Here is a 16,818-nt window from a genome sequence, read left to right on the forward strand (position 1 = left end):
GAGCGGGTTGGCCCATTCGCTTTGAGAGGGAGCTTGCTCTAGAGCGGCCTGAGGGCCGGTTCCTTCTGGACGGCCCCCAGCAGCCGGTCGATCGCCATCTCCACGTCTTCCTTCCAGGACAGTGTCGTCCGCAGCTCCAGCCGCAAGCGCGGAAAGGTGGGGTGCGGGCGAACCGTCTTGAAGCCCACGGCCAGGAGATGGTCTGCGGGCAGAACACACGCCGGCTCTTTCCAGCGCGCGTCGCCGAAGGCCTCGATGGCCTTGAAGCCTCGTCGCAGCAGATCCTTGGCGACCGTCTGAACCATCACCCGGCCCAGTCCCTGACCCTGGTAGCCCGGCATGATGAACGCGGTCATCAGCTGCACCGCGTCCGGTGAGACAGGGCTTGTGGGGAACGCTGTCGCACGGGGCACATAGGCCGGAGGCGCGTAGAGCACGAAGCCCACCGGTACGTCGTCGACATAGACGACCCGACCGCAGGAACCCCAGTCCAGCAGGACGGCAGAGATCCACGCTTCCTTCTCCAGGGCTGCCGTCCCCGCCTTTACCGCGGCTTCACCGCTGACCGGGTCCAACTCCCAGAAGACACACGCGCGGCAACGCTTGGGAAGTTCCTGAAGGTTGTCCAGCGTGAGCGGTACGAGCCGACGCCCCATGAAGGCTGTTCCTCGCTTCCTTCGCCCGCGGCATCGCGAGCGGCTGTCAGGGCGCTGCGTTCCCTGAGCAGGCTGCCGACGAATCCGCCGACCGCGCCCAGCCCAAGGCCCGCGCTCACCAGTCCGGTGCGGCTCACCGTTCGCATGGACCCCGCCTCCCCTAAGAGGTCTGCCAGGTGGATGCGCCATACCCAAACGCATCGTATCCACGATGTGATTCCATCGATACCGCCAGAAAGCAAAGAGCGGGCCGTGTTCCGGACACACCGGACACGGCCCGCATGGGTAGGCCGGAGAGCACGCCTCCGGCCTACCTGATCTCAGCTCTCGTCGTCCTCCGCATCATCGTCCAGAAGGCTCTTCTGGAGAGCCAGCTTCTCGCCGGGAGCGAGCGTGCTGAGGATCCGCTCGAGGTCCTCCGGGGAGGCGAACTCGACGGTGATCTTGCCCTTCTTCTGGCCCAGCTCGACCTTCACCCGCGTCTCGAAGCGGTCCGAGAGCCGGGTCGCGAGGTCGGACAGCGCCGGAGAAGGCACAGAGCCGGCCCGCGGCCCCCGGGCACGCTGGGTCTTCTGCGGACGGGACCCCATCAGGGTCACGATCTCCTCGACGGACCGGACCGACAGCCCTTCGGCCACCACCCGGTACGCCAGCCGCTCCTGCTCCTCCGGATCCTCCACGGAGAGGAGCGCCCGCGCATGTCCGGCGGAGAGGACCCCGGCCGCCACCCGGTTCTGAACCTTGGGCGAGAGCTTCAGCAGACGCAGGGTGTTGGAGACCTGCGGCCGTGAACGGCCGATGCGATCCGCCAGCTGGTCGTGCGTGCAGTTGAAGTCCTTCAGCAGCTGATCGTAGGCAGCCGCCTCTTCGATCGGGTTCAGCTGAGCTCGGTGCAGGTTCTCCAGGAGCGCGTCCAGGAGGAGCTTCTCGTCATCGGTGGCCCGCACGATCGCCGGGATGGCGTCGAGTCCAGCCTCACGGCAGGCCCTCCAGCGCCGCTCACCCATGATGAGCTCATAGCGGGAGGGACTGATCTGCCGTACGACGACGGGCTGGAGGAGACCGACCTCCTGGATGGAGGTGACGAGCTCCTGCAACGCATCCTCGTCGAAGACCTCACGCGGTTGGCGCGGGTTCGGAGTGATGGCGTCGAGAGGGATCTCGGCGAAGTGGGCGCCCATCGGAGGGGCGGGCACCTCCACGCCTCCGTTCGGCGACAGCCCCTCCGTTTCACGTGAAACAGGCGGCAGCGTAGCGACCTTCGCCGCAGCCACCCCCCGGTCGTTCAGCAGCGGCACAGCCGCCGGCGACGTGGAAGCAGCGCTCCCCGCTCCAGGCGGAGCCACCGTCGTCTCTGTCGCCGCTGCAGGGATCAGTGCGCCTAGACCACGGCCCAAACCCCTCCGTCGCTCGCTCACTGGATCCCCTCCACCATGCTCGGGTTGCTCTGGGCGCCGATATGGGCGTGCGTCGGGTCGTAACTGACGCCGACACCCTTCAGCGCGATTTCTCGTGCCGCCTCAAGATAGGACAAGGCACCACTCGATCCTGGATCGTAGGTCAGCACCGTCTGTCCATAACTCGGCGCCTCGGAGATACGGACCGAGCGAGGAATACTCGTCCGCAGCACCTCGTCGCCGAAGTGGCTGCGCACCTCGTCCGCGACCTGGGACGCAAGCCGCGTCCGGCCGTCGTACATGGTCAGCAGGATCGTCGATACATGCAGGGCGGGGTTGAGGTGCCCCCGCACCAGGTCGACGTTGCGCAGCAGCTGGCCGAGGCCCTCCAGTGCGTAGTACTCGCACTGGATCGGAATCAGGACCTCCTGCCCGGCCACCAGCGCATTAACCGTCAACAGGCCGAGCGAGGGCGGGCAGTCGATGAGGATGTAGTCCAGCGGCTGCTCGTAGGCCTGGATAGCCCGCTGCAGTCGGCTCTCACGTGCCACGAGAGACACCAGCTCGATCTCCGCACCGGCGAGATCGATCGTGGCAGGTGCACAGAAGAGGCCCTCGACATCGGGGACCGGCTGGACGACTTCCGCGAGCGGCTTGCTCTCGACCAACACGTCGTAGATCGAGGGGACTTCGGCGTGATGGTCGATCCCCAGGGCAGTGGACGCGTTGCCCTGAGGGTCGAGGTCGATGACCAGCACACGGCTGCCATGCAGGGCCAGCGACGCGGCAAGATTGACGGTCGTCGTCGTCTTGCCCACGCCCCCCTTCTGGTTGGCGACCACCATGACGCGGGTCTGCTCGGGCCGTGGCAGGCCCTCGCCGGCGCGGCCTAGAGCCTCCACCGCCAGTTGGGCAGCACGACCGATGGGAGTGTCGTCCATCGGGGGCGGTGTTTCACGTGAAACATCCTCCCCCATCGACTCGGTACGGGGACCGGGGACCGGATCGGTCATCGGTCCCGCGATGTTGGCGTCGGACCGCAAGGATTCACTCTCCTCGACTTCAGGCTCGCAATGAACAGAGCCTCCCATGTCTTCGGGGTCGTGAACCAGTGAGGCCTGTTGTTCTGTGGAGAAATCCACCTCTGTGGAAAACTCCGTCCCCCTCAGGGGGGACTCAGTGTCGTCGGAGGAACCCTCTCCGAGAGAACCGAGAGGCTTTCGGTCGCGCGGTTCGGCCGCAGCGCGGCCGCGACTGATGATGCCGTGCAGCAGTGAGCGACGTTTCACGTGAAACACGATGCACAGCAGCCGTGGCCGAACTGTCGCGACACTCCGACCTGCATAGGTTTGGCAGCTTGTGTGGAGTACGTCTCGTCGTCAGGACGGATCAGCGGCGACGGCGTGCTCGTCCCGTCCGGGCTGCCTTGGCCCGCTTCGCCGCGAAGCGCACACCGCCCGGACTTTCCCCGACCTCAACGCGGACGACGGTGGACATCGGATCCACGATGCCCTCCCCGACATGGAGGATCGACGTCTCGACCGCGCCCAGCTTGCTCAAAGCCGTCGCCGCGCTCTTCAGCTCCTCCTCAGCGGTATCGCCCTTGAGCGCGAGCATCTCGCCGTAGGGGCGCAGCAGCGGGATGCCCCAGGTGGCCAACCGGTCCAGCGGTGCCACCGCACGCGCGGTCACGACATGCACCGGCTGCAGCTTGCCCATGACCTCTTCGGCACGACCACGGACGACCGTCACATGATCCAGCCCCAGCAGCTCCACAACCTCGGTCAGGAAGGTCGTACGCCGCAGCAGAGGCTCCAACAGCGTGATCTTCAGGTCCTCCCGGACCAGCGCCAAGGGAATTCCGGGCAGCCCGGCACCCGAGCCGACGTCGCACACCGTCACGCCCTCGGGAACAACCTCGGAGAGCACCGCACAGTTCAGCAGATGCCGCGCCCACAGGCGGGGCACCTCACGCGGGCCGATCAGGCCACGCTGCACACCCGCCTCGGCGAGCAGTTCTGCATAGCGGACCGCATCAGCGAAGCGATCGCCGAACACCTCACGTGCCTGCTCAGGCGCAGGGGGGAGCTCCGCTGCCTCCGTCACGGGGACCGTCCTTCCGTACCGCGCCGGCGCACCGGGCGCCGACACCAGAACCACCAGAACTATCAGGCTGACAAAGTTCGGCCCCGCCTGCGGGCAGACGGGGCCGGGGGAACGTACGGGCCGATCAGGCGGGAAGCACAACGACGAACCGCTGCGGCTCCTCGCCCTCGGACTCGCTGCGCAGGCCCGCGGCCTTGACCGCGTCGTGCACGACCTTGCGCTCGAACGGCGTCATCGGCTTCAGCTTCACGGGCTCGCCGGAGCTCTTCACCTCGGCGGCGGCCTTGGCGCCCAGCTCGGACAGCTCGGCGCGCTTCGTGGCGCGGTAGCCCGCGATGTCCAGCATCAGGCGGCTGCGGTCCCCGGTCTCCCGGTGCACGGCCAGGCGCGTGAGCTCCTGCAGTGCCTCCAGCACCTCGCCGTCGCGCCCGACCAGCTTCTGCAGGTCTCGGCTGCCCGTGTCGCTGATGATCGAGACAGCGGCGCGGTCGGCCTCGACGTCCATGTCGATGTCGCCGTCGAGATCGGCGATATCGAGCAGACCCTCGAGGTAGTCCGCCGCGATCTCACCCTCCTGCTCCAGGCGGGTCAGGGTGTCTGCACCCTCGGCAGCGGCGGAGGTGGTGCCTTCCGTCACGGGATGGGCTCCTTCTTACTTCTTGGACGGGGACTTGGGGCGCTGCGGACCGCCCTTGCGCTGCCCGGACTGGGCCTTGCTGCGGGCACCGCTGCCGGGCTTCTGGGCGGCCTTCTTGGCGGCGGGCTTGGCGTCCTCGGGCTCGTCGGCCTTGGTCAGCGACGTCTTCGGCTCGGAGTCGCCGGCCGCCTTCGCACCGGACTGGCGCTGGGCCTTCGTCTGCCGCTTGGGCTGCTGCCGCTTCGGAGCACCGGCGCCGGTGGTCGGCGCACCGTCCTCAGTCACTGTGGCGACAGCGCCCTCGCTCTTCACCACGGTGCCGTCCGCCTGGGCCGCGAGGCCCGCCTTGCTCAGGCCATTGATGAACTTGCGCTCGTACTCGTTGCGGTCACGGCCCTTGGCGACGATCGCCTTGATGATGACGCGCTCACTGCGCTTGCGGGCCTTGCCGTGGTGCGTGACGTGCTTGGTGAGGCGCTCCAGGTACGCGGCCTGCGCCTTGGAACCCGGGGTCGGGTTGTTGTGGATGACGTACATCTGCTGGCCCATGGTCCACACGTTGGTGGTCAGCCAGTAGACCAGGACACCGACCGGGAAGTTGATACCGAAGACGGCGAACATGACCGGGAAGATGTACATCAGCATCTTCTGCTGCTGCATGAACGGCGTCTTCACGGTGGTGTCGACGTTCTTCGTCATCAGCTGACGCTGCGTGTAGAACTGCGACGCCGACATCAGGATGATCATGATCGCGGTGACGACGCGGACGCTGACGAGCGAGGCGTCGAGCGCCGCGACGTCCGACGAGCTGTCGGTGAACTTCGCGGCCAGCGGAGCACCGAAGATGTGCGCCTGCTGCGCGCTCTCCAGCAGCCGCGTGTTGATCACACCGACGGTGTCGTTGTTCGCGATGCTGTTGAGCACGTGGTACAGGGCGAAGAAGAACGGCGACTGCGCCAGGATGGGAAGGCACGAGGAGAGCGGATTGGTGCCCGTCTCCTTGTACAGCTTCATCATCTCTTCGGACTGACGCTGCTTGTCGTTCTTGTAGCGCTCCTGGATCTTCTTCATCTCGGGCTGGAGCGTCTGCATGGCCCGGGTTGCCTTGATCTGCTTCACGAAGAGCGGGATCAGGCAGATACGGATCAGAATCACCAGGGACACGATGGACAGGCCCCAGGCCCACCCGGTGTCATCGCCGAAGAGGGCGCCGTACACCGTGTGGAACTGGACGATGACCCAGGAAACGGGTGTCGTGATGAAGCTGAAGAGGCTGGCAATCGTGTCCACTAATCATGCTCCTTGCGCATGGGACGAGGTCTCTGCGGCCGGGCTCGAAGGAACATTCTCCTCGGTGGCCGTTTCGGCGGCGGAGGGCCCGCCCTTGCGTGCGCGCCACGCGTTGCGCAGCATCTCGTGCCACCGCGGGCGCTTACGCGGCGGGACATGGTCCACACCGCCCAGCGACCACGGGTTGCACCGCAGGATGCGCCAGGCAGTGAGCGCCGTGCCCTTGAGCGCACCGTGCCGGTCGATGGCCGTATAGCCGTAGTGGGAGCACGACGGGTAGTACTTGCACACCGGCCCCAACAGCGGACTGATCGTCCACTGGTACAGCTTGATCAGAGCCAGCAGCGGGTACTTCATCGCGCGCCCCCTCCCAGCAGCCGCTGCAGAGCGGCATCCAGGTCTCGGGCCAGCTGTGCATGGTCGGCGTCGCCCGCACCGGGCAGCGCTCGTACGACTACCAGGCTACCGGGGGGCAGCCGGGCGACTCGGTCGCGCATCAGATGGCGAAGCCTGCGCTTCACCTTGTTGCGGACGACCGCGCCGCCCACGGCTTTGCTCACGACGAAACCCGCACGCGTCGGGGGAGCGCTCTCCCCAGGCGCGTGCGGGTCCGTGGCACCGCTACGAAGGTGGACGACGAGGTGCTGGCGTCCTGCCCTGCGTCCTCGTCGAACCGCGGTCGCGAAGTCCTCGCGCCGCCTCAGCCGGTTCTCGGTGGGCAGCACGACGTCATGACCTGACCGGGATCAGGCGGACAGACGGGCGCGACCCTTGCTACGGCGGGACGCGAGAATCGCGCGGCCGGCACGGGTGCGCATACGCAGCCGGAAGCCGTGGGTCTTCGCGCGACGACGGTTGTTCGGCTGGAAGGTGCGCTTGCTCACTCGGGGGCTCCAGAAATAAATCGGTAGTGGCGGGGTGCCGTCCTGGCTGTCACCGTGCGCCCACGAGTAGCTCGCAGTTACGCCCGAGTGCACCGCTTCCCGATCACCTGACGTGATCTGTGCCCATCGGAGGCAGGCGGCAGCAGCCATCGACAACTCGACCTGGTTACGGTACGCGCGGCTACGCCATCCGGTCAAACCAGGGGTCACTGGGAGACACTATCCACAGCCTGGGGACAACAACTTGAACCGCACCCGCCGCGCTGACTACCGTGGCTGAACTCCGATTCGTTCCTTTGTCCCCTTGTTCTGGCTCCACCCGATCCGAACCCCGACCCGTCCCACCATCACACGTTCGTGGGACCCGTGAGAGAGCGTGCCCTGTGGCTGACGTACCTGCCGATCTTGCCGCAGTGTGGCCACGAGTACTGGAGCAACTCCTCGGTGAGGGCCGCGGGCAGGGTGTCGAGGCGAAGGACGAGCACTGGATCCGGCGCTGCCAGCCGCTCGCGCTGGTCGCCGACACCGCCCTGCTCGCCGTACCGAACGAGTTCGCGAAGGGCGTACTGGAAGGCCGCCTGGCCCCGATCGTCAGCGAGACCTTGAGCCGCGAGTGCGGCCGCCCGATCCGCATCGCGATCACCGTCGACGACTCCGCCGGCGAACCCCCTGCCCCTCCGGCACCCCCCACACCGCCTCAGCCGCGCTACGAGGAGCCCGAACTCCCCTCCTACGAGGGCTACGGCCGCCACCGCGCCGACGACCACCTGCCCGGCCCCTCCGCCGACCCGCTGCCCACCGCACGCCCGGCCTACCCGAGCGAGTACCAGCGCCCCGAGCCCGGCCCCGGCAGCTGGCCGCGCCCGACGCAGGACGACTACGGCTGGCAGCAGCAGCGGCTCGGCTTCCCGGAGCGGGACCCGTACGCATCGCCGTCACAGGACTCCTACGCACAGGACTCCTACGGCCCGCCGTCCCAGGACTACCGCCCGCAGCCGATGGAGCGGCCGTCCTACGACGGGCACCGCCCCGACTACGACGGACACCGTCCCGACTACGAACAGCAGCGGCCCGACTACGACCAGCCGCGCGCCGACTACGACCGTGACGGCCGCCGCGAGCTGCCGGAGCCGCCTTCCGGCTCCGGCCATGTGCACCGCGGCGGCCCCGTCGGCGCGAACCTGCCCACCACTGGCGCCCCCGGCCCGCTGGCCGCACAACCCGCGCCGGCGCCCGGTCCCGGTGAGCCGACCGCGCGCCTGAACCCGAAGTACCTCTTCGACACGTTCGTCATCGGCGCCTCCAACCGCTTCGCGCACGCGGCCGCGGTCGCCGTCGCCGAGGCACCGGCGAAGGCGTACAACCCCCTCTTCATCTACGGGGAGTCCGGGCTCGGCAAGACGCACCTGCTGCATGCGATCGGGCACTACGCGCGCAGCCTCTACCCGGGCACGCGCGTGCGGTACGTGAGTTCCGAGGAGTTCACCAACGAGTTCATCAACTCCATCCGCGACGGCAAGGGCGACAGCTTCCGCAAGCGCTACCGCGAGATGGACATCCTGCTCGTCGACGACATCCAGTTCCTGGCGGACAAGGAGTCGACGCAGGAGGAGTTCTTCCACACCTTCAACACGCTCCACAACGCCAACAAGCAGATCGTGCTGTCCTCCGACCGGCCGCCGAAGCAGCTGGTGACCCTGGAGGACCGGCTGCGGAACCGTTTCGAGTGGGGTCTGATCACCGACGTCCAGCCGCCCGAGCTGGAGACGCGTATCGCGATCCTGCGCAAGAAGGCGGTGCAGGAGCAGCTCAACGCCCCGCCGGAGGTACTGGAGTTCATCGCCTCCCGCATCTCGCGCAACATCCGTGAGCTGGAGGGCGCCCTGATCCGGGTGACGGCGTTCGCGTCGCTCAACCGGCAGCCGGTGGACCTGGGCCTGACGGAGATCGTCCTGAAGGACCTGATCCCCGGCGGCGACGACGCGACGCCGGAGATCACCTCGACGGCCATCATGAGCGCGACCGCCGACTACTTCGGACTCACCGTCGAGGACCTGTGCGGCAGCTCGCGCGGCCGCCAGCTCGTCACGGCCCGCCAGATCGCCATGTACCTGTGCCGCGAGCTCACGGACCTGTCGCTGCCGAAGATCGGCGCGCTGTTCGGCGGCCGCGACCACACCACGGTGATGCATGCCGACCGCAAGATCCGCAATCTGATGGCCGAGCGACGCTCCATCTACAACCAGGTCACCGAGCTGACGAACCGCATCAAGAACGGCTGACGGAGCCGGTCGGCAAGACGGCCGGACGAGCCCGTCGTACGACGCCAAGGGCGCCCCCGGAGGAGATTCCGGGGGCGCCCTTCGTCATGTCGCGGTCCTCGGCTGTTCGAATAGCTGCCGCGTTACGGCCACTCTCCACAGATTCGGTGACTTTCTGCCGTCCACACCCTGGGGACTGGGAAGTTGTCCAGACTGTGTCCACAGAGGCCCCTGTTGAAAGACGATCACACCAGGTCACCTGGGTGTGGATTCGTGGACGAACGATCTCCACAGACTGTGGACAGAGCGGAGATCCACAGGCTGTGCATCAAGTTGTCCACGGGCAACCCACAGGCTGGGGTCGGTTGTCCCCAATGATCGCCATGTTCTCCACAGCGCTGTCCACTGTTCGGCAACGCGACGCGCCTCCTCACCGCCTTGAGTGAAAGGCGTCACATGAAGTTGCCTGGTTGGCCTGTGGGAAAGGTGGGTAAAGCTGGGGACGGCACTGGGGAGAAGTCGCCTCAGGCTGTGCATGGGGTGTGCAGAACTTTCCGTTCTCCACAGCGACGCCGAGTTGTCCACCGCTTCCGCCCACAGGGCCCGTGGACAAAATCTCCGCTCTGACCTGGGCAAACGCGGTTATCCACGGTATCCACAGGCCCTACTACTACTCCCGACTAGAGAGAGCGGGAAATCCGTTTCGAAGAGGGCCCTGTGCACAACTCGCTGTCCGGCTCCCGGCTGCCCCTCGTCACGACTTGACCCCGAGAGGCACCTACTGTCAGTGGGGTGCGTCAGACTGTTCCCGGTGTCCTTCCCCTCACTGGGGCCGACGACACCGAGACAGACGACGAAGCCAGGCAGGCCGAGAAGCGCCGGCAACAGCAGGAGGCGGCAACAGTGAAGATCCGGGTGGAACGCGACGTACTCGCGGAGGCAGTGGCCTGGGCGGCACGCAGCCTCCCGGCCCGTCCGCCGGCGCCTGTCCTCGCCGGCCTCCTGCTCAAGGCGGACGACGGTCAGCTGAGCCTGTCCAGCTTCGACTACGAGGTCTCCGCGCGCGTGAGCGTCGAGGCGGAGGTCGAGGAAGAGGGCACGGTCCTCGTCTCCGGCCGTCTCCTCGCGGACATCTCCCGCGCGCTCCCCAACCGACCGGTGGAGATTTCCACAGACGGTGTACGGGCGACCGTGGTTTGCGGCTCTTCCCGGTTCACACTCCACACCCTGCCTGTGGAGGAGTACCCGGCGCTCCCGCAGATGCCGAACGCGACCGGCACGGTTCCCGGCGAGGTCTTCGCCGCGGCCGCCGCCCAGGTCGCCATCGCCGCGGGCCGTGACGACACGCTGCCGGTGCTCACCGGTGTGCGCATCGAGATCGAGGGCGACCGGGTCACCCTGGCCTCCACCGACCGCTACCGCTTCGCGGTCCGCGAGTTCCTGTGGAAGCCGGAGAACCCGGAGGCGTCCGCGGTCGCCCTGGTCCCCGCCAAGACGCTCCTGGACACCGCCAAGGCGCTGACCAGCGGTGACAGCGTCACCCTGGCGCTCTCGGGTTCGGGCGCGGGCGAGGGCCTGATCGGCTTCGAGGGCGCGGGCCGCCGTACGACGACCCGTCTGCTGGAGGGCGACCTCCCGAAGTACCGCACGCTGTTCCCGACGGAGTTCAACTCCGTCGCCGTGATCGAGACCGCCCCCTTCGTGGAGGCCGTCAAGCGCGTGGCGCTGGTCGCCGAGCGCAACACCCCGGTGCGGCTGAGCTTCGAGCAGGGCGTGCTGATCCTGGAGGCCGGTTCCAGCGACGATGCACAGGCTGTGGAAAGGGTGGACGCGCAGCTGGAGGGCGACGACATCTCGATCGCCTTCAACCCGACGTTCCTGCTGGACGGCCTGAGTGCCATCGACTCCCCGGTGGCTCAGCTGTCCTTCACGACGTCCACGAAGCCGGCGCTCCTGAGCGGCAAGCCGGCAGTGGACGCGGAGGCGGACGAGGCCTACAAGTACCTGATCATGCCGGTGCGGCTGAGCGGCTGAGCGGCCGCAGTTCGCCGGGAGTTGTCCACAGGCCGTGGAGAAGTCACCACCGGCCTGTGGGGGAACCCGCAGGTGAGGGCGTACGTATGAGCGCGTATGCCCACAGCTGTGCGCGGACGTCCGGGTTTAGGCTCGGACAGGGGTACGAAGGTGCCCCAGGGGTGCGAGGGCGCCCCGCACGCCACACAGCGACCTAAGGAACACAACTGATGGAGCTCGGTCTCGTCGGCCTCGGCAAGATGGGCGGCAACATGCGCGAGCGGATCCGCCGCGCGGGCCACACCGTCGTCGGATACGACCGCAACCCTGACCTCGCGGATGTCCACAGCCTGGAAGAGCTTGTGGGCAAGCTCTCGGGGCCGCGCGTGGTCTGGGTGATGGTCCCGGCGGGTGCGCCGACCCAGTCGACCATCGACGAGCTGGCCGAGCTGCTGGAGCCCGGTGACGTCGTCGTGGACGGCGGCAACTCGCGCTGGACGGACGACGAGAGGCACGCCGAGGAGCTGGCGGCCAAGGGCATCGGCTTCGTCGACTGCGGTGTCTCGGGCGGCGTCTGGGGCCTGGAGAACGGCTATGCGCTGATGTACGGCGGCGACGCGGAGAACGTGGCCAAGGTGCAGCCGGTCTTCGACGCCCTCAAGCCGAAGGGCGACTTCGGCTCGGTGCACGCCGGCAAGGTCGGTGCGGGGCACTTCGCGAAGATGGTCCACAACGGCATCGAGTACGCGATGATGCAGGCCTATGCCGAGGGCTGGGAGCTGCTGGAGAAGGTCGACTCCGTGACCGACGTCCGGGAGGTCTTCCGGTCCTGGCAGGAGGGCACGGTCATCCGTTCCTGGCTGCTGGACCTGGCGGTGAACGCCCTCGACGAGGACGAGCACCTGGACAGGCTGAAGGGTTTTGCACAGGACTCGGGTGAGGGACGCTGGACTGTGGAAGCCGCCATCGACCACGCGGTGCCGCTGCCGGCGATCACCGCGTCGCTGTTCGCGCGGTTCGCCTCCCGCCAGGAGGACTCTCCGCAGATGAAGATGATCGCGGCGCTGCGGAACCAGTTCGGCGGCCACGCGGTCGAGAAGAAGTGACCGTCGGAAACGAGAAGAAGTAATCCACACCCTGGGGATGCCGACCTGGCACCCTCGGGGTGGCCCGGTTGCCCACAGCTGGGGAAAGTTGAAGGCCCTGGTGGCCCGGGCAACCGGGGCACCTGAACCACACGTTGGGGGAGGTCGGCGAAACGACCATGCACGTCACGCATCTGTCGCTGGCCGACTTCCGCTCGTACGCCCGGGTCGAAGTGCCGCTCGACCCGGGCGTCACCGCCTTCGTCGGGCCGAACGGTCAGGGCAAGACGAACCTCGTCGAGGCCGTCGGCTATCTCGCGACCCTCGGCAGCCATCGCGTCGCCTCCGACGCCCCCCTGGTCCGCATGGGCGCCGAGCGGGCGATCATCCGGGCGCAGGTGCGGCAGGGCGACCGGCAGCAGCTGGTCGAGCTGGAGCTGAACCCCGGCAAGGCGAACCGGGCCCGTATCAACAGGTCCTCGCAGGTCAGGCCCCGTGATGTGCTCGGCATCGTGCGGACCGTCCTGTTCGCGCCGGAGGACCTCGCCCTGGTCAAGGGCGACCCCGGCGAGCGGCGCCGCTTCCTCGATGAGCTGATCACTGCCCGCTCCCCGCGCATGGCAGGCGTTCGCTCCGACTACGAGCGGGTCCTCAGGCAGCGCAATACCCTCCTGAAGTCGGCCGCGCTGGCCCGTCGGCACGGCGGCCGTTCCATGGACCTGTCCACCCTCGACGTCTGGGACCAGCATCTCGCGCGCGCGGGCGCCGAGTTGCTCGCGCAGCGCCTCGACCTGATCGCGGCGATCCAGCCGCTGGCCGACAAGGCGTACGAGCAACTGGCCCCAGGCGGCGGCCCTGTGGCCCTGGACTACAAGCCGTCGGCTCCCGGCGAGGCGCACACGCGTGAGGATCTCTTCGAGCAGTTGATGGGGGCGCTGGCCGACGCCCGTAAGCAGGAGATCGAGCGCGGGGTCACCCTCGTAGGCCCTCATCGGGACGATCTGCTGCTCAAACTCGGTCAGTTGCCCGCCAAGGGGTACGCCTCGCACGGCGAGTCCTGGTCCTACGCGCTGGCGCTGCGTCTGGCGTCGTACGACCTGCTCAGGGCGGAGGGCAACGAACCGGTGCTGGTGCTCGACGACGTCTTCGCCGAGCTGGACAGCCGGCGCCGTGAGCGCCTGGCCGAGTTGGTCGCGCCCGGCGAGCAGGTCCTGGTGACGGCCGCGGTGGACGACGACGTACCGCAGGTGCTGGCGGGGGCGCGGTACACCGTGTCCGAGGGGACGGTGGAGCGCGTATGAGCGAGAACCCGTCCGTGAGCCCCTCCGAGAACGCCCCCAAGAAGACTCCCGAGCCCTCCGGTGTCGACCTCGCGCGCGTGGCGCTGCGGGCGGCCAAGGAGCAGGCACGCGCGCGTGGGGACGCGGCACAGCAGAAGAAGCAGGCCCGGCGCGGGGGCCTGCGCTCCGGCGCGCGGGCCGACGGCCGCGACCCCATGGCGCTCGGCGCTGCCATTAACCGCTTGATCACCGAGCGGGGTTGGGAGACGCCGGCTGCGGTGGGCGGTGTGATGGGGCGTTGGCCGCAGATCGTCGGCGAGGACGTCGCCAAGCACTGTGTGCCGGAGAAGTACGACGAGGACGAGCGGGTCCTGGTGGTGCGTTGCGACTCGACGGCTTGGGCGACGAACCTGCGGTTGCTCGCCCCGACGCTGGTCGCCCGCCTCAACGAGGACCTCGGCCATGGCGCCGTGCGGCAGATCAAGGTGAACGGCCCGGGCGGTCCCGCACGCCGCTACGGGCCTCTGCGCGCCCCCGGCAGCACGGGGCCCGGCGACACCTACGGCTGATCGGGCCGCCGTAAGCCTGCGGCACTTATGGCTGCGCGGGCCCGCCGTAGACCTCCGGCACCCGCGGCTGCTGGGACCGGCCGTCGATCCCGCCACCCGCGCTCCGAGCCGCGGAGCCGTGCCTTCCGGATGAGGTGTCACAGCAGTCCCACCAGGCTCTTCAGTCGCAGGTGACAGAGATCACATCAACAGCCTCCGGTGGTCCCGACGTACCGGCGGCGGCCTCCTCCTCGTACAACCGCACGCGGTTGCGAATCGGGACCTGACTCCGAAGTAGCCAAGGGTTGACGGCCGGAAGCGCTGAGTGGCTCTGTGAGCCTCTTGGAGCCCCCATCCGCATATCGGGAGTCGGTCGAGCCAGGTTCAGGGCGGCACATGAGGACTCAGGTACCGGCAAACCCCCATCACTGTCGGCGCTACCGGTAGACTGGAGGCCAATCCCGCCCCATTCGTGGGGACCGTCCGGGAAAAGCTGAGCAACGCTGATCAAGGCTTACCAACGCAACATGCCGCAGCCGCTCCGGCAACCCGCCGACGAGCCTGGCTCGTGCTGTGCCAGAAAGGGCGCTTCGTGGCCGATTCCGGCAACCCCAACGAGAACATCCCGTCCACCGACGCCGGCGCCAACGGCGCGGTGACCTCGTCGAACGGCGAGGTCACCGCCTCGTACGACGCCAGCGCCATCACCGTCCTCGAGGGTCTGGACGCGGTTCGCAAGCGACCCGGTATGTACATCGGTTCGACCGGCGAGCGCGGACTGCACCACCTCGTGCAGGAGGTCGTCGACAACTCCGTCGACGAGGCGCTGGCCGGGCACGCGGACACGATCGACGTGACGATCCTCGCCGACGGCGGCGTCCGGGTCGTCGACAACGGCCGTGGCATCCCGGTGGGCATCGTGCCGTCCGAGGGCAAGCCGGCCGTCGAGGTCGTGCTGACCGTGCTGCACGCGGGCGGCAAGTTCGGCGGCGGCGGCTACGCGGTCTCCGGCGGTCTGCACGGCGTCGGCGTCTCCGTGGTGAACGCCCTGTCGACGAAGGTCGCCGTCGAGGTCAAGACCGACGGCTACCGCTGGACGCAGGACTACAAGCTCGGCGTCCCGACCGCCCCGCTGGCCAAGCACGAGGCCACCGAGGAGCACGGCACCTCGGTCTCCTTCTGGGCCGACCCGGACATCTTCGAGACCACCGACTACTCCTTCGAGACGCTCTCGCGGCGCTTCCAGGAGATGGCGTTCCTCAACAAGGGTCTGCGGATCAACCTCACCGACGAGCGTGAGTCGGCGAAGGCCACGGCCGGTGCCGACGAGGCGGGCGAGGACGAGAAGCACGAGGTCAAGCACGTCTCGTACCACTACGAGGGCGGCATCGTCGACTTCGTGAAGTACCTCAACTCCCGCAAGGGAGACGTGGTTCACCCCACCGTGATCGACCTGGAGGCCGAGGACAAGGACAAGCACCTGTCCCTCGAGGTCGCCATGCAGTGGAACAGCGGCTACAACGAGGGCGTCTACTCGTTCGCCAACATCATCCACACCCACGAGGGCGGTACCCACGAAGAGGGCTTCCGCGCCGCGCTGACGTCGCTGATCAACAAGTACGCGCGCGACAAGAAGCTGCTGCGGGAGAAGGACGACAACCTCACGGGTGACGACATCCGCGAGGGTCTGACCGCGATCATCTCTGTGAAGCTGAGCGAGCCGCAGTTCGAGGGCCAGACGAAGACCAAGCTGGGCAACACCGAGGTCAAGACCTTCGTGCAGAAGGTCGTCTACGAGCACCTCGCGGACTGGCTGGACCGCAACCCGAACGAGGCGGCGGACATCGTCCGCAAGGGCATCCAGGCGGCCACCGCGCGCGTGGCGGCCCGCAAGGCGCGTGACCTGACGCGTCGTAAGGGCCTGCTGGAGTCGGCGTCCCTGCCGGGCAAGCTCTCCGACTGCCAGTCGAACGACCCCACCAAGTGCGAGATCTTCATCGTCGAGGGTGACTCCGCCGGCGGCTCGGCCAAGTCCGGCCGGAACCCTGAGTACCAGGCGATCCTCCCGATCCGAGGCAAGATCCTCAACGTCGAGAAGGCGCGGATCGACAAGATCCTGCAGAACCAGGAGATCCAGGCGCTGATCTCCGCGTTCGGCACCGGAGTCCACGAGGACTTCGACATCGAGAAGCTCCGCTACCACAAGATCATCCTGATGGCGGACGCCGACGTCGACGGCCAGCACATCAGCACCCTGCTGCTGACCTTCCTGTTCCGCTTCATGCGGCCGCTGGTCGAGGCCGGGCACGTGTACCTGTCCCGTCCCCCGCTGTACAAGATCAAGTGGGGCCGTGACGACGTGGAGTACGCCTACTCGGACCGCGAGCGCGACGCACTGATCGAGATGGGCCGCCAGCGCGGCAAGCGCGTCCGTGAGGACTCGATCCAGCGCTTCAAGGGTCTCGGCGAGATGAACGCCGAGGAGCTGCGCGTGACCACGATGGACCAGGAGCACCGGGTCCTCGGCCAGGTCACCCTGGACGACGCCGCGCAGGCCGACGACCTGTTCTCGGTCCTGATGGGCGAGGACGTGGAGGCCCGCCGCCAGTTCATCCAGCGCAACGCCAAGGACGTCCGCTTCCTCGACATCTGAGTCGGTCT

The 16,818-nt window shown here is 67.8% G+C and carries 15 protein-coding genes; 6 read left to right on the forward strand and 9 right to left on the reverse strand.

All coding sequences use genetic code 11. The features are described 5' to 3' along the window. Positions 1 to 38 precede the first annotated feature (38 nt). From ACQEV2_RS21255 to rpmH, 9 genes are all read right to left on the reverse strand, one after another. The gene (locus tag ACQEV2_RS21255) at positions 39 to 656 is read right to left on the reverse strand and encodes a GNAT family N-acetyltransferase (RefSeq protein WP_433043665.1); all 618 of its coding nucleotides are present in this window, start codon (positions 654 to 656) and stop codon (positions 39 to 41) included. A gap of 320 nt (positions 657 to 976) precedes the next feature. After that, complete coding sequence (locus ACQEV2_RS21260) at positions 977 to 2,074, reverse strand: ParB/RepB/Spo0J family partition protein (protein ID WP_433043668.1); 1,098 nt, start codon at positions 2,072 to 2,074, stop codon at positions 977 to 979. Further along, a complete protein-coding gene (locus tag ACQEV2_RS21265) occupies positions 2,071 to 3,144 on the reverse strand; it encodes a ParA family protein (protein ID WP_433054651.1) in 1,074 nt (357 codons plus the stop codon). Before ACQEV2_RS21265 ends, ACQEV2_RS21260 begins: the two co-directional genes overlap by 4 nt. A gap of 298 nt (positions 3,145 to 3,442) precedes the next feature. Then, the gene (rsmG, locus tag ACQEV2_RS21270; RefSeq protein ID WP_433043671.1) at positions 3,443 to 4,159 is read right to left on the reverse strand and encodes a 16S rRNA (guanine(527)-N(7))-methyltransferase RsmG; all 717 of its coding nucleotides are present in this window, start codon (positions 4,157 to 4,159) and stop codon (positions 3,443 to 3,445) included. Positions 4,160 to 4,283: 124 nt separating this feature from the next. Next, positions 4,284 to 4,796 (reverse strand): protein jag, encoded by a 513-nt coding sequence (locus ACQEV2_RS21275; RefSeq protein ID WP_433043674.1) that lies wholly within the window; start codon positions 4,794 to 4,796, stop codon positions 4,284 to 4,286. 15 nt (positions 4,797 to 4,811) lie between these two features. Further along, a complete protein-coding gene (yidC, locus tag ACQEV2_RS21280; RefSeq protein WP_433043676.1) occupies positions 4,812 to 6,086 on the reverse strand; it encodes a membrane protein insertase YidC in 1,275 nt (424 codons plus the stop codon). A gap of 3 nt (positions 6,087 to 6,089) precedes the next feature. Continuing rightward, positions 6,090 to 6,443, reverse strand: a complete 354-nt coding sequence (gene yidD / locus ACQEV2_RS21285; protein ID WP_433043678.1) for a membrane protein insertion efficiency factor YidD — start codon at positions 6,441 to 6,443, stop codon at positions 6,090 to 6,092. Further along, positions 6,440 to 6,811 carry a ribonuclease P protein component gene (rnpA, locus tag ACQEV2_RS21290; protein ID WP_433043682.1) on the reverse strand — a complete coding sequence of 124 codons (372 nt, stop codon included), beginning with the start codon at positions 6,809 to 6,811 and terminating at the stop codon, positions 6,440 to 6,442. The genes yidD and rnpA overlap by 4 nt, the downstream gene beginning before the upstream one ends. Positions 6,812 to 6,832: 21 nt before the next feature. Beyond that, on the reverse strand, positions 6,833 to 6,970 hold the full coding sequence (gene rpmH, locus ACQEV2_RS21295) for a 50S ribosomal protein L34 (RefSeq protein WP_003956500.1): 138 nt from the start codon (positions 6,968 to 6,970) through the stop codon (positions 6,833 to 6,835). A gap of 383 nt (positions 6,971 to 7,353) precedes the next feature. Here rpmH and dnaA point away from each other — a divergent pair, with 383 nt between their 5' ends. From dnaA to gyrB, 6 genes are all read left to right on the forward strand, one after another. Then, the gene (gene dnaA / locus ACQEV2_RS21300; protein ID WP_433043685.1) at positions 7,354 to 9,252 is read left to right on the forward strand and encodes a chromosomal replication initiator protein DnaA; all 1,899 of its coding nucleotides are present in this window, start codon (positions 7,354 to 7,356) and stop codon (positions 9,250 to 9,252) included. A gap of 882 nt (positions 9,253 to 10,134) precedes the next feature. Further along, positions 10,135 to 11,265, forward strand: a complete 1,131-nt coding sequence (dnaN, locus tag ACQEV2_RS21305; RefSeq protein ID WP_433054653.1) for a DNA polymerase III subunit beta — start codon at positions 10,135 to 10,137, stop codon at positions 11,263 to 11,265. Between the two features lie 209 nt (positions 11,266 to 11,474). Beyond that, on the forward strand, positions 11,475 to 12,350 hold the full coding sequence (gene gnd, locus ACQEV2_RS21310; protein ID WP_433043688.1) for a phosphogluconate dehydrogenase (NAD(+)-dependent, decarboxylating): 876 nt from the start codon (positions 11,475 to 11,477) through the stop codon (positions 12,348 to 12,350). Positions 12,351 to 12,508: 158 nt separating this feature from the next. Continuing rightward, the gene (gene recF, locus ACQEV2_RS21315) at positions 12,509 to 13,630 is read left to right on the forward strand and encodes a DNA replication/repair protein RecF (protein ID WP_433043691.1); all 1,122 of its coding nucleotides are present in this window, start codon (positions 12,509 to 12,511) and stop codon (positions 13,628 to 13,630) included. Next, positions 13,627 to 14,178, forward strand: coding sequence for a DUF721 domain-containing protein (locus ACQEV2_RS21320; protein ID WP_433043694.1), 552 nt, complete (start codon positions 13,627 to 13,629; stop codon positions 14,176 to 14,178). Before recF ends, ACQEV2_RS21320 begins: the two co-directional genes overlap by 4 nt. A 571-nt stretch (positions 14,179 to 14,749) precedes the next feature. Next, complete coding sequence (gene gyrB / locus ACQEV2_RS21325) at positions 14,750 to 16,810, forward strand: DNA topoisomerase (ATP-hydrolyzing) subunit B (protein ID WP_433043697.1); 2,061 nt, start codon at positions 14,750 to 14,752, stop codon at positions 16,808 to 16,810. The last annotated feature ends 8 nt before the right edge of the window (positions 16,811 to 16,818 follow it).

The organism is Streptomyces sp. CA-251387 (genome assembly GCF_050936625.1).
Classification (GTDB): Bacteria; Actinomycetota; Actinomycetes; order Streptomycetales; family Streptomycetaceae; genus Streptomyces.

Bases quoted from the DNA above. Each gene is read 5' to 3' on its own strand.
- ACQEV2_RS21255 (WP_433043665.1), bottom strand. From the start codon at position 656: ATGGGGCGTCGGCTCGTACCGCTCACGCTGGACAACCTTCAGGAACTT.
- ACQEV2_RS21265 (WP_433054651.1), bottom strand. From the start codon at position 3,144: ATGGGAGGCTCTGTTCATTGCGAGCCTGAAGTCGAGGAGAGTGAATCC.
- yidD (WP_433043678.1), bottom strand. From the start codon at position 6,443: ATGAAGTACCCGCTGCTGGCTCTGATCAAGCTGTACCAGTGGACGATC.
- gnd (WP_433043688.1), top strand. From the start codon at position 11,475: ATGGAGCTCGGTCTCGTCGGCCTCGGCAAGATGGGCGGCAACATGCGC.
- recF (WP_433043691.1), top strand. From the start codon at position 12,509: ATGCACGTCACGCATCTGTCGCTGGCCGACTTCCGCTCGTACGCCCGG.
- ACQEV2_RS21320 (WP_433043694.1), top strand. From the start codon at position 13,627: ATGAGCGAGAACCCGTCCGTGAGCCCCTCCGAGAACGCCCCCAAGAAG.